Annotated in this window: 11 protein-coding genes; 6 read left to right on the top strand and 5 right to left on the bottom strand. The window is 74.5% G+C overall.

Annotated elements, in window-relative coordinates; genetic code table 11:
* The first annotated feature begins 113 nt into the window (after positions 1–113).
* The gene (locus tag AB0398_RS10945) at positions 114–1,085 is read left to right on the top strand and encodes a fibronectin type III domain-containing protein (protein WP_366373794.1); all 972 of its coding nucleotides are present in this window, start codon (positions 114–116) and stop codon (positions 1,083–1,085) included.
* An 81-nt stretch (positions 1,086–1,166) separates the two neighbouring features.
* The gene (locus AB0398_RS10950) at positions 1,167–2,972 is read left to right on the top strand and encodes a hypothetical protein (RefSeq protein WP_366373795.1); all 1,806 of its coding nucleotides are present in this window, start codon (positions 1,167–1,169) and stop codon (positions 2,970–2,972) included.
* A gap of 130 nt (positions 2,973–3,102) precedes the next feature.
* Here AB0398_RS10950 and aceB read toward each other — a convergent pair whose 3' ends face one another.
* Together aceB and AB0398_RS10960 are read right to left on the bottom strand one after the other, a co-directional pair.
* Positions 3,103–4,725, bottom strand: coding sequence for a malate synthase A (gene aceB, locus AB0398_RS10955; protein WP_366373797.1), 1,623 nt, complete (start codon positions 4,723–4,725; stop codon positions 3,103–3,105).
* A 279-nt stretch (positions 4,726–5,004) separates the two neighbouring features.
* Complete coding sequence (locus AB0398_RS10960; protein ID WP_366373799.1) at positions 5,005–5,643, bottom strand: nucleotidyltransferase family protein; 639 nt, start codon at positions 5,641–5,643, stop codon at positions 5,005–5,007.
* A 206-nt stretch (positions 5,644–5,849) separates the two neighbouring features.
* On the opposite strand from AB0398_RS10960, the gene AB0398_RS10965 reads away from it, so the two are divergent.
* Positions 5,850–6,176, top strand: coding sequence for a DUF5955 family protein (locus AB0398_RS10965; RefSeq protein WP_366373800.1), 327 nt, complete (start codon positions 5,850–5,852; stop codon positions 6,174–6,176).
* A 33-nt stretch (positions 6,177–6,209) separates the two neighbouring features.
* On the opposite strand, the gene AB0398_RS10970 is transcribed toward AB0398_RS10965, so the two are convergent.
* Positions 6,210–6,836, bottom strand: coding sequence for a response regulator transcription factor (locus tag AB0398_RS10970; protein WP_366373802.1), 627 nt, complete (start codon positions 6,834–6,836; stop codon positions 6,210–6,212).
* Positions 6,833–8,062 carry a sensor histidine kinase gene (locus AB0398_RS10975; protein WP_366373804.1) on the bottom strand — a complete coding sequence of 410 codons (1,230 nt, stop codon included), beginning with the start codon at positions 8,060–8,062 and terminating at the stop codon, positions 6,833–6,835. The genes AB0398_RS10970 and AB0398_RS10975 overlap by 4 nt, the downstream gene beginning before the upstream one ends.
* A 112-nt stretch (positions 8,063–8,174) precedes the next feature.
* On the opposite strand from AB0398_RS10975, the gene AB0398_RS10980 reads away from it, so the two are divergent.
* Both AB0398_RS10980 and AB0398_RS10985 read left to right on the top strand, forming a co-directional pair.
* The gene (locus AB0398_RS10980; protein ID WP_366373805.1) at positions 8,175–9,254 is read left to right on the top strand and encodes an ABC transporter permease; all 1,080 of its coding nucleotides are present in this window, start codon (positions 8,175–8,177) and stop codon (positions 9,252–9,254) included.
* 67 nt (positions 9,255–9,321) lie between these two features.
* Positions 9,322–10,002, top strand: a complete 681-nt coding sequence (locus tag AB0398_RS10985; protein ID WP_366373807.1) for an ABC transporter ATP-binding protein — start codon at positions 9,322–9,324, stop codon at positions 10,000–10,002.
* Between the two features lie 61 nt (positions 10,003–10,063).
* Here AB0398_RS10985 and AB0398_RS10990 read toward each other — a convergent pair whose 3' ends face one another.
* Positions 10,064–10,870, bottom strand: coding sequence for an IclR family transcriptional regulator (locus AB0398_RS10990; RefSeq protein ID WP_366373809.1), 807 nt, complete (start codon positions 10,868–10,870; stop codon positions 10,064–10,066).
* A gap of 358 nt (positions 10,871–11,228) precedes the next feature.
* On the opposite strand from AB0398_RS10990, the gene allB reads away from it, so the two are divergent.
* Positions 11,229–12,563, top strand: coding sequence for an allantoinase AllB (allB, locus tag AB0398_RS10995; protein WP_366373811.1), 1,335 nt, complete (start codon positions 11,229–11,231; stop codon positions 12,561–12,563).
* The last annotated feature ends 1 nt before the right edge of the window (position 12,564 follow it).

Genomic DNA, 12,564 nt, shown 5'->3' on the forward strand with positions numbered 1-12,564 from the left:
TACGGAACGTGACGATTCCAGTGAAGCGCACCCCACTGACAACGCCCCCTTGTCGGGCCCGCCCCGACTGTGCGATATAGGTCTGGACCTTTCCGACGGACGGAGGCAGTACCGTGCAACGCCCGTTCCCCCCACGCCGCCTGCTCGCCCCGGCAGCACTCCTCGCGCTCGCCCTCACCGCCTGCTCCACCGCCGGGGCCGAGCCCGAGGACACCCGCGCCCCCACCGCGCCCACCGGCGTCACCGCCACCTCGGGCAGCTCGACCACCGTCCACGTCATGTGGAGCGCCGCCACCGACGACCGCGCCGTCACCGGCTACGAGGTCCACCGCGACGGACGCAAGGTCAAGGACCTCCCCGCCACCACCCTCATGACCGACGTCGTCGGCCTCGACCCGGCCACCCCCCACCGCTTCACCGTCCGCGCCCGCGACGCCGCCGGCAACACCTCGCCCCCCAGCGCCACCGTCGCCGCCACCACCCTCCCGGCCGCCGCCGAGGACCGCACGCCCCCCACCGCCCCGACCGGCCTCCGCGTCGCCCCCGACGGCGGCCGCGCCGCCACCCTCCGCTGGTCCCCGGCCCGGGACGACACCCGGGTCACCGCGTACGACGTCTACCAGGCCGACACCCGCGTCCACACGGTCCCCGGCACCGCCACCGACGCCCGCCTCACCGGCCTGCGCCCCGGCACCGCCTACGCGTTCACCGTCCGCGCCCGCGACGCCGCCGAGAACTCCTCCCCGGACAGCAACGCGGTCGACCTCACCACCGCCCCGGCCCCGGGCGCCCCCTCCAACACCGCCCCCACCGACCTCGCCGCCACCGCCGCGAAGGGCGGCGAGATCACCCTCACCTGGACCCCGCCGCAGACGGGAGCCCCGGTCACCCACCACGAACTCCACCTCAACGGCCGCTTCGCCACCACCATCGTCTGGGGCGCCGCACCACCCCCCGGCCGCGCCACCTACACCTTCCCGGTCACCGACCCCCCGGGCACCCGCTACACCCTCACCCTCCGCGCCCGGCTCCCCGACGGCACCTGGGGCGACTTCTCGGCACCGAGGACGGTGGTCGTGCGCTGAGACGCCCCCGAACTGCGGCGACACACCTGCGCGCTGCTCCTTGCAGCCCGGAACCACCCACCCGGAACTACCCTGGGAAGCGTGGCCGAGACCGTTCTCACCAACACCGGGCTGGATAGGTTCCTCGAACTCGTCGACGGAGCACCCGAGCACCGCGACCCCGCGTTCGCGCGTGCCGCCGAGGCGGTGCTCGGGCTCCTCGCGCTCCGGGGGGCCGACCGGGGGACGGGGGTGCCCGAGCCGACGCCCGAGCTGACGCGGCAGCTCCTCGTGGAGGACCTGCCGACGTTCGTGCACGTGCCGCCCGGCGAGCTCGCGCTCTACCCGGCCGTGCTCGGGGCGCTCGCCGCCCGCTTCGACGGCGACCGCGCCGAGCGGATCGCCGCGGTGGTCGCGGAGGCCGGGCCCGACTTCGAACGGGCCATGAACGACCCCGGGAACCTCACCTGGCACCGCTGGTACGCCTCCCTCCTGCGCACCTGCGGCGCCGACCTCGCCGACCCCGAGGACGTACGGCGCAGGCTCGCCGCCCTCGACGGCGCGCCCCTCCCCGACGGCGTGCGCCGGGCCGACCTCATGGGGCGGACCGCCCTCGCGGACGTCCTGCTCACCGAGGCCCTCACGCGCGCGTACGTACGGGACGCCGAGGCGCCGCCGCCCGTCGGGCCGCTGCTCACGGACCACGCCGTCGCGACCGGCATCGGACAGGTCGCCACCGCCCTCCAGGACCGGTGGACCGCCGCCGGACTCGCCGCGCAGCTCGCCGGGCCGTACGCGCACTACGCCCCCGGCCCCGACGCCTTCCCCCATCTCGTCCTGGCCGACGCCCTCCTGGACGAGCACCTCGACCACCACGGCGACCCCGCCGCCCCCGTGCCCCCGCCGCCCGCGATCGAGCCCGGCTCCCCCGAGGGCGTCGAGGACGACGCGAACACCCTCCTCGCCGCCGTCGAAGAGCTCGCCGAGGAGGAGTTCGAACCGTACGGGGGCGAGGCACCCCACCTGCTCTACGTGGTCTACCAGCGCGGCTGCTCCGCCGAGTCCGTCGCCCGCAAGGCCGCCGAGTACGAGGACTGGACCGTCGACCCGGCCCTGGAGGACCTGCCCGTCCCGGTGCCGGACGGCGCGCCCGACGCGTACGCGGTCCCGCCCGTGCCGGAGCTCGTCCGGCTCCTGGGCACCCCGGAGCTGAACGAGGCCGACCGCGCCCGGCTCGAAGGACCCGCCCGGGACCTGGCCGTCGTCCTCGACCGGCTCGCCGCCACCGGCCTGGCCTTCCGCGGCGGCGACGCCTTCGGGCTCACCCCGCGCGGCGCGGGCGCCGTGCGCTACCTGCTCGGCGTGCGCGGGGTCGCCGCACCCGACGCCGCCGAGGCCGCGGCCTGGCCCGCGTCCGTCCTGGTCGCCGCCGCCGCAGGCTGGTCCGCGTCCGTCGCCGCGCGCGTGCTCGGCGACTGGCTCCACGCGCGCGTGGACACCGACCGGGCCTGGACCGAGCTGCTCGACGCCCTCGGCACCGTCCACGCCGGCACCTCCGAAGCGACCGCCGTCCGGAGGCTCTTCACCGTCCTGGACACCGCCACCGCCCCGCCCGGGGTGCTGCGCGCCGCCCTCCGCGACCCGGTGCTCGGCGCGTACGCCCTCCGGGTCCTGGAGGACCGGGGCGAGGAGGCCGACCCGATCCAGGTGCCGACCTCGGCCCGCGCCCTGCACGTCCTCGACGCGCTGCCCGCCAAGAAGGGACCCCTGGAGTCCCGCCGCGCCGCCTTCGACAGGGCGGCTGCCGCCTGGCCCGGCGGCTCCGCCGCCCTGGTCCGCGCGATGGCCGAGGCGGACCGGCACGAGGCGGAACACGTCCTCGGCCCGCTCGGCATCGCCCTGCCCTGACGCCCGGGAAAAGGGGACGGGCCCCGCTTCCGGTGCTGTGCGACACCGGGAGCGGGGCCCGTCCGAAAAGCTGTCCGACGACTGTGCGGGCGGCCGGATCAGCCGTATCTGCTGCGTCTGGCGGGCCGGGTCAGCCGACCAGCTGCTCGTACGCGGGAAGGGTCAGGAAATCCGCGTAGTCCGCGTCGAGCGAGACGTGGAGCAGCAGGTCGTGGGCCTGCTGCCACTTTCCGGCCGCGAAGGCCTCCTCGCCGATCTCGGCGCGGATCGCGGCCAGTTCCTCGGCGGCGACCTCGCGGGCCAGCTCCGGGGTGGCCGTCTCGCCGTTCTCGAAGACGACGCCCGCGTTGATCCACTGCCAGATCTGGGAGCGGGAGATCTCGGCGGTGGCCGCGTCCTCCATCAGGTTGAAGATGGCGACGGCGCCCAGGCCGCGCAGCCACGCCTCGATGTAGCGGATGCCGACCTGAACGGCGTTGCGCAGGCCGTCGTAGGTGGGCTTGGCGTCGAGCGAGTCGATCGCGATCAGATCGCCGGCCGCGACGGAGACGTCCTCGCGCAGGCGGTCCTTCTGGTTCGGCTTCTCGCCGAGGACGGCGTCGAAGGAGGCCATCGCGATCGGCACCAGGTCGGGGTGGGCGACCCAGGAGCCGTCGAAGCCGTCGCCGGCCTCGCGGTCCTTGTCGGCCTTGACCTTCTCGAACGCGACCTTGTTGACCTCGGCGTCCTTGCGGGACGGGATGAAGGCCGCCATGCCGCCGATCGCGTGCGCGCCGCGCTTGTGGCAGGTGCGCACGAGGAGTTCGGTGTACGCGCGCATGAACGGGGCCGTCATCGTGACCAGGTTGCGGTCCGGCAGGACGAACTTGGCGCCGCCGTCACGGAAGTTCTTGACGATGGAGAAGAGGTAGTCCCAGCGGCCCGCGTTCAGGCCGGCCGCGTGGTCGCGGAGCTCGTAGAGGATCTCCTCCATCTCGTACGCGGCCGTGATGGTCTCGATGAGGACCGTGGCGCGGACGGTGCCCTGCGGGATGCCGACGTACTCCTGGGCGAAGACGAAGACCTCGTTCCAGAGGCGGGCCTCCAGGTGCGACTCCGTCTTCGGCAGGTAGAAGTACGGGCCCTTGCCGAGGTCGATCAGGCGCCGGGCGTTGTGGAAGAAGTACAGGCCGAAGTCGACGAGCGCGCCGGGAACGGGCCGTCCGTCGAGGACGAGGTGGCGCTCCTCCAGGTGCCAGCCGCGCGGCCGCATGACGACCGTGGCCAGCTCCTCGGCGGGCTTGAGGGCGTACGACTTGCCGGAGCGCGGGTCCGTGAAGTCGATGTTCCGGGTGTACGCGTCGATCAGGTTGAGCTGGCCCAGGACCACGTTCTCCCAGGTCGGCGCCGAGGCGTCCTCGAAGTCGGCGAGCCACACCCGCGCGCCGGAGTTGAGCGCGTTGATCGTCATCTTGCGGTCGGTGGGACCGGTGATCTCGACCCGGCGGTCGTTCAGGGCCGCCGGGGCCGGCGCGACCTTCCAGGAGTCGTCGGCGCGGATCGCGGCGGTCTCCGGCAGGAAGTCCAGGGTGGACGTGCGGGCGATCTCGGCGCGGCGCTCCGCCCGGCGGGCGAGGAGCTCGTCCCGGCGCGGGGTGAACCGCCGGTGCAGTTCGGCGACGAAGGCCAGGGCGGCGTCGGTGAGCACCTCCTCCTGACGCGGCAGGGGCTCGGCGTCGACGACGGCCAGGGGGGACGGCGCTGGTGCGGACATGAACTGTCACTTCCTTCAGCGGACTTCGCGGGCGGTGCCAGGCGGCCGCCGGGCGTCACGGGACGGCACGGAGTGCCACCGAAGCCGAGATACGGCCGCGAGCGCCTTCTGGGCTGGCAGGCGCTTCTGAACAGTGGATACTAGTTTCCTCATGGTGGAAGTTCAATGGTTTGTTGATGTCGAGATTCTCCGGATCGACAGAACACGGCGCTCAGTGCCAGGCCGCTCACTCCCGGTCGCCCACCGGGAGGCGCCCGTTCCGCGATGCCCGCTCCGGCCTCACTCCAGACGCTTCAGGTCCGCCTCGGTGTCGATGTCATAGGGCTCGGCCACGTCCGAACAGTCCACCGGCGTGATCGCGTCCCGGTGCGCCGCCAGATAGTCCCGCGCGCCCCGGTCACCCACCGCCGTCTCCGCGACGCCCGCCCAGTGCCCGGCGCCGAACAGCACCGGATGCCCCCGCCGCCCGTCGTACGAGGCCGCCGCGAGCGAGTCCCGCGAGCCGTACGCCCCCCGGACCCGGGCCACCGCCTCCGCCCCGATCCCCGGCTGGTCGACCAGCGACACCAGCGCCGCGTCCACCCCGCGCGGATCGGCGGCGAGCGACGCGAGCCCGGCCCGGAGCGAGGAGCCCATCCCCGCCGCCCACTCCGGGTTGTCCACCAGGACGCACCCGGGCAGCTCCGCCCGCTCCCGCACGGCGTCGGCCGACGCCCCGAGCACCACGTGCACCACCTCGCACCCGGCCGCGCGCAGCACCCCCACCGCGTGCTCCACCAGGGGCCGGCCCCGGTGGACGAGGAGCGCCTTGGGCCGGCCCCCGAGCCGCCGCCCGCCCCCGGCGGCGAGCAGCAGACCGGCCACGACGGGGGCGCGGTCGGAGGCGAGCGGGTCGGTTCGGTCTTCCTGAGTCGTCATGGAGACTGCATACCGCATCCGGACGGAAACACACGGTTGCCCGAATCAGCCTTGCGGGGGGTGGCGCGGGGGGTGGCGAAGGAGTTAACTGGCCCGACTCGCGGCGCCCGACCGCCGTCCGGAGTCGTCCGGAGGGGGCGGTCCGGGGCGTTCCGCGTGCTCGGGGTGTGGAGTTCTGCGCACAGTGTCGTGCGAGGGGGAGAACCATGTTGCGAAGCGTGGAGCAGAGGCCGGTGGGCAGTGAGGGCGTGGACCCCAGGGTGACCGAACTGCGGTCGGCCGTGTCCCGGCTCCGGCGCGAACTGGCCGCGCACCGCGCCGAGTTCGCCGACCGCGAGATCGCGGAGGGAGAGCTCGCGGCGCTCGACGCCATGGCGCTCGGCGGCGCTCCGGAGGTACGGCGGCTGCGCCGCTCCCTGCTGATCGTCGCGGGCTGCGTCGGCTCCGTCAGCGCCCTCTCCGGCGCCCTCGCCGGGGTCCGCCGCGCCGTCGAACTCTTCGGCGCGCCGCCGGAGCGGGGCACGGAGAACTGAGGGGGCGTCAAGCGCCCGGCCGGAAGCGGGAGATCACCGCCTGATCAGCCGCCGCGCCGTCGCCGCCGCCACCGCCGCCGTGCGGGAGTCCACGCCCAGCTTCGCGAAGACGTGGACCAGATGGGACTTCACCGTCGCCTGGCTCAGGAACAGCGCCTTGCTGATCTGCAGGTTCGACAGACCCTCGCCGACCAGCTGGAGCACCTCCAGCTCGCGCTTGGTCAGCGCCTCCGCCGGGGTCCGCATCCGGTCCATGAGCCGGTGCGCCACCGCCGGGGCGAGGGCCGACTGCCCGGCCGCCGCCGTCCGGACCGCCGCCGCCAGCTCCTCCGGCGGCGCGTCCTTCAGGAGGTAGCCGCAGGCACCCGCCTCCACCGCCGCCAGGATGTCCGCGTCCGTGTCGTACGTCGTCAGGACCAGCACCTTCGGACCGCCCGGCGCCGCCGTGATCGCCGCCGTCGCCTCCGAGCCGTGCATCCCCGCGCCGAACTGGAGGTCCATCAGGACCACGTCCACGCCCCCGGCGGCGGCCAGTTCCACCGCGCGCTCGGCGGTGGCGGCCTCCGCGACGACCGCGAAGTCCGGCTCGGTGTCGAGGACCGCGCGCAGGCCCGCCCGTACCACCGGATGGTCGTCGGCCAGCAGAAGGCGGATGGTCATGCGGAACCTCCGGCGGGAAGGGAACCCCTGTCGGACAGCGGCAGGGAGACGGCGACGGCGGTGCCCTGGCCCGGCGCGGACTCCACGGTGAACGTGCCGCCGAGCGACTCCGCCCGCGACCGCATCGCCGGAAGCCCGAAGCCGCCCTCGGACGAGGGGCGCACGGAACCGGGCTCGAAGCCCTTCCCGTCGTCGACCACGTCCAGGGTCACCGACGCGTCCATGAACGACAGGGTGATCTCCGCCCGCGAGGCCGAGGCGTGCCGCACCGTGTTCGCGAGGGCCGACTGCGCGATCCGCAGCAGCGCCACCTCGTACGGGGTCGGCAGCTCCACCGGCGTCCCGCTCACCGAGAACCGGACCCGGGGCCCTGCCCCCGGCCCGTACGGACCGGCTTCCGCGCCCGGCTCGCACAGGCGCTCCAGGGCCGCCGCGAGCGAACCGTGTTCCAGGTCCGACGGCGTCAGGGCCCGCACGAAGCGCCGTGCCTCCGCCAGGTTGTCCTGCGCGGCCCGCCGCGCCCGCTCGATGTGCCCGGCGGCGGGGGAGCCCGGTAGCAGCATCCGCTCGGCCGCCCGCAGCAGCAGCTGGATCGAGGACAGGCCCTGCGCGAGCGTGTCGTGGATCTCCCGCGCGAGCCGCTCCCGCTCGGCGAGCGTCCCCGCGTGCCGTTCCGCCGCCGCCAGCTCCGCCCGCGTCGCGATCAGCTCCTCGATGAGCCGGCGCCGCCGCTCGCTCTCCCGGTAGAGGGCCTGGTAGCCGAGGACCGTCGCCACCGCGACCGCCGCGCCGAGCAGCGGCCCGATGAAGGCCCCCGGGTTGAGCGCGGCGCCGTGCCCCACGTACGCCAGGATCGCCGCGCCCGCCGTGAGCGCCACCGCAGGCAGCGACCAGCGGGCGGGCAGCAGGTGGAGCTGGAGGAAGTACAGCGGGAACGCCACCCAGAGCGCCTCCGGGGTCAGCCAGAGCATCACCAGCCAGGACGCCCCCAGGACCCCCAGCCAGACGCCGGCCGCCCGCCGGGAGTTCCGTACCGCCGGGAGGCAGGACCCGGCCGCGTAGACCGCTCCCGTCACCGCCGCCGCCGTCGTCCCGGCGGCCGAGTGCGCCCGCACCGCCGCCAGGACGAGCAGGCCCGCCATGAGCAGGTGCAGACAGAGGCGCAGCACGAACGGGGCGGGGGTGAGGGGATGCCGGGCGGGGTGGAGGGAGGAGCGCGGATGCATGATCCCTCCAGGGTAGACAGCGGGCGGGGGACCCGGCTCAACCGAAAGTTCGATTGCGGGGCCATCCGCCGCGCGATGCCCGCGAGGGGGTGCGCGGACCAGGCTGGTCCGCATGTTCGTGGCATGGAGAGACATGGGATTCGCCAAGGGGCGGTTCGCCCTCATGGGTACGGTGATCGTGCTGATCACCCTGCTCGTGGGGCTGCTGTCCGGGCTGACCGCCGGACTCGCGCGGGAGAACGTCTCCGCGATCACCGGTCTGCCCGCCGACCGGCTGGCCTTCGCGGCGCCGCCGTCCGGGCGGTCGGTCTCCTTCACCGACTCGACGGTGACGGAGGAGCAGTGGCGGGCGTGGGCGGAGCGGCCCGGGGTGACGGGCGCGGCGCCGCTCGGCATCCGCACGCTCGACGCGGTGGCCGGGGACCGCACCGCCGCCGTCTCCGCCTTCGGCACGGAGCCGGAGTCCGGGCTCGCGCCCGGACCCGTCGCCCCCGGGAGGGCGGTCCTGTCGGAGGCGGCGGCCGGGGAACTGGGCGTGGGCGCCGGTGACGCGCTCCGCCTCGGCCCCCTGGAGGTCGTCGTCGCGGCCGTCTCCGGCGAGGCCTCGTACAGCCACACGCCCGTTGTGTGGACCTCCCTCGACGACTGGCAGAAGGTCGGCCACAGCGGCACCACCGCGCGGGAGCAGGCCACCGTCATCGCCCTGCGCGGGGGAGACGGGGCCGACTGGGCGGCCGGTGACGAGGCCGTCGGCACCGAGGCGCGGACCGTCGGCGACGCCCTCACCGCCATCGGGTCGTACCAGGCCGAGAACGGCTCCCTCCAGCTCATGCGCGGCTTCCTCTTCGTCATCTCCGCCCTGGTCGTCGGGGCCTTCTTCACCGTCTGGACCGTCCAGCGCGCCGGTGACGTCGCCGTCCTCAAGGCGCTCGGCGCCTCCACCCCGTACCTCCTGAGGGACGCCCTCGGGCAGGCCGTCCTCGTGCTCACCGCCGGGACCCTGCTCGGCACCGGGCTCGCGCTCGGCATCGGCGCCCTGGTCGGCGGCGGGAACGTGCCCTTCGTCCTGGACCCGCTCACCGTCCTCGGGCCGGCCGCCGTCATGGGCCTCCTCGGTGTGCTCGGCGCGGCCCTGGCCGTCCGGCGGATCACCGCCGTCGACCCTCTGACGGCCCTGGGCAGCGCCCGATGAGCCCTCTCGCCGCCCACCGGAGCGCCCCCAGCCGGTCCACCCTCTCCCCCGATCCGTGGAGCACCCGATGAGCCTCGTCCTCGACGGCGTCACCCTCACCTACCCCGACGGCGACGGCCGGCTCACCGCCCTCGACGCCGTCTCGCTCGCCGTTCCCGCCGGGACGCTCACGGCCGTCGTCGGCCCCTCGGGCTCCGGCAAGTCCAGCCTGCTCGCGGTGGCCGCGACCCTGGTCACCCCGGACCGGGGGCGGGTCGTCGTCGCCGGTACGGACACGGGGGCGCTCACCCCGGCCGGCCGGGCGGAGCTGCGGCGCGAGCACATCGGGATCGTCTTCCAGCAGCCCAACCTGCTGCCCGCGCTGAGCGCGGTGGAGCAGGTGCAGGTGATGGCCCACCTGTCGGGCCGCTCGCCGAAGGCGGTACGGGGCAGGGCCCTGGAACTGCTCGACGCGGTGGGCCTCGCGGACCTGGCCGGACGCCGGCCGCACCGGCTCTCGGGCGGGCAGCGGCAGCGCGTCAACATCGCGCGGGCGCTGATGAACGAGCCGTCCGTCCTCCTGGTCGACGAGCCGACCAGCGCCCTCGACCACGAGCGGGGGGCGGCGGTCATGGACCTCCTCGCCCGCCTGGCGGAGGACCGGGGCACGGCGACGGTCCTGGTCACCCACGACCGGACCCATCTGTCCCGGGCGGACCGCACGGTGACGGTCAGGGACGGCCGGCTCTCGGAGGCCGTACCCGTGTAGTCCCCAACGCGCGCGAGGGCGCCCGGAACCGGCCTGGTTCCGGGCGCCCTCGTACGGGGTTTCAGGCCTGGCCGTTCCCCGCCGTGTTCGCCAGCGCCGCCGACAGGTCGCGGGCCACCTCCTGGAGGATCGGGACGATCTTCTCCGTGGCCGCCTCGGTGACCCGGCCCGCCGGGCCCGAGATGGAGATGGCGGCGGCGGTGGGGGAGTCGGGCACGGACACCGCGAGGCAGCGGACCCCTATCTCCTGCTCGTTGTCGTCGACCGCGTACCCCGCCTCGCGGACCGCGACGAGCGCGTCGAGGAAGCCCTCGGGCGTGGTGATGGTCTTCTCGGTCGCGGCCGGCATGCCGGTGCGGGCGAGCAGCGCGCGCACCTCCTCCGGCGGGGTGTGCGCGAGGAGTGCCTTGCCGACGCCGGTGGAGTGCGGCAGGACCCGCCGGCCGACCTCGGTGAACATGCGCATCGAGTGCTTGGACGGCACCTGCGCCACGTACACGATCTCGTCGCCGTCGAGCAGCGCCATGTTCGCGGTCTCGCCGGTCTCCTCGACGAGCCGGGCGAGGTACGGCCGGGCCCAGGTGCCGAGGAGGCGGGAGGCGGACTCGCCGAGCCGGATGAGCCGGGGGCCGAGCGCGTACCGCCGGTTGGGCTGCTGGCGCACGTAGCCGCAGGCGACCAGGGTGCGCATCAGGCGGTGGATGGTGGGGAGCGGGAGCCCGCTGCTGGCGGAGAGCTCGCTCAGCCCGACCTCGCCTCCGGCGTCGGCCATCCGCTCCAGGAGGTCGAAGGCGCGCTCGAGGGACTGGACGCCCCCGCTCGCGGCGGGTTTGGCGGCGTCGGTGGTGCTGGCGCTGGACGTCGGCACGTCACGGTCCTTTCGGGGCGGGCGGGCAAGGCAGCAGCCTACCGGGCCACCGGCCGGGGCACACGGCCCCGGTACCGGCGTCGGCGCCGGTCAGGGGGTGTTTGTCCGGTGTCGGAGAGGGCCCGGAGCGGTCCGGGGCTGCCCCGCATGTGCGGAGCTACGTTCTACTGTACGAAATTTACATTCCACTTCGTGGAAACGTCCAAGCCGGATTCGGCGGTCCCGGATGCTGGAAGTGTGCCCTTGACGACATGTCGTCCGGAAGTGAAGACTCCTTCAACAGTTCGTTGAATTTCTCCGTGGAGTCCGCCCCGAGCAGGGACGGCTCCTTCCCGGAGCAGTGGAAGAAGGGGTACGGGTGGACATCGACCTGGTCCTGCGCTCGACGCGCGTCATCACCCCCGAGGGGACGCGCCCGGCGTCGATCGCCGTCTCCGGAGGGACGATCGCGGCCGTGCTGCCGTACGACGCCGAGGTGCCCGCCGGCGCCCGGCTGGAGGACGTCGGCGACGACGTCGTCCTGCCCGGACTCGTCGACACCCACGTGCACGTGAACGACCCCGGCCGCACCGAGTGGGAGGGCTTCTGGACCGCCACCCGCGCGGCCGCCGCCGGCGGCATCACCACCCTGCTCGACATGCCGCTCAACTCGCTGCCGCCGACCACCACCGTGGAGAACCTGCGCGTCAAGCAGGACGTCGCCCGGACCAAGGCCCACATCGACGTCGGCTTCTGGGGCGGCGCCCTGCCCGGCAACGTCAAGGACCTGCGCCCGCTGCACGACGCCGGCGTCTTCGGCTTCAAGTGCTTCCTGTCGCCCTCCGGCGTGGAGGAGTTCCCCGAGCTCGACCAGGAGCAGCTGGCGACCTCGCTCGCCGAGGTCTCCGGCTTCGGCGGCCTGATGATCGTGCACGCCGAGGACCCGCACCACCTCGCCGCCGCGCCCCAGCGGTCGGGCGGCGCGTACGCCGACTTCCTCGCCTCCCGGCCCCGGGACGCCGAGAACACGGCCATCGGGAACCTGATCGACCAGGCCCGCCGGCTCGACGCCCGCGTCCACGTCCTGCACCTCTCCTCCTCCGACGCCCTTCCCGCCATCGCCGCCGCCAGGGCCGAGGGCGTGAAGATCACCGTCGAGTCCTGTCCGCACTTCCTCACCCTCACCGCCGAGGAGATCCCGGACGGCGCCACCGAGTTCAAGTGCTGCCCGCCGATCCGCGAGGCCGCCAACCAGGACGCGCTGTGGCAGGGGCTGGCGGACGGCACGATCGACTGCATCGTCTCCGACCACTCGCCGTCCACCGCCGACCTCAAGACCCCCGACTTCGCCTCCGCGTGGGGCGGGATCTCCTCCCTCCAGCTCGGCCTGCCCGCCATCTGGACCGAGGCCCGCCGCCGCGGCCACGACCTGACGGACGTCGTCCGCTGGATGTCCACCGGCCCCGCCCGGCTCGCCGGACTCGACCGCAAGGGCGCCATCGAGGCCGGCCGCGACGCCGACTTCGCCGTCCTCGACCCCGAGGCGACCTTCACCGTCGACCCGGCCGAGCTCCAGCACCGCAACCGGATCACCGCCTACGCGGGCCGGACCCTGCACGGCGTCGTCACCTCCACCTGGCTGCGCGGCGAGCGGATCGCCGACCACGGTGTCCTCGCCGAACCCTCCGGCCGCCTCCTCGAAAGGAACAACTGAC

Source organism: Streptomyces sp. NPDC086147, assembly GCF_040702165.1.
Classification (GTDB): domain Bacteria; phylum Actinomycetota; class Actinomycetes; order Streptomycetales; family Streptomycetaceae; genus Streptomyces.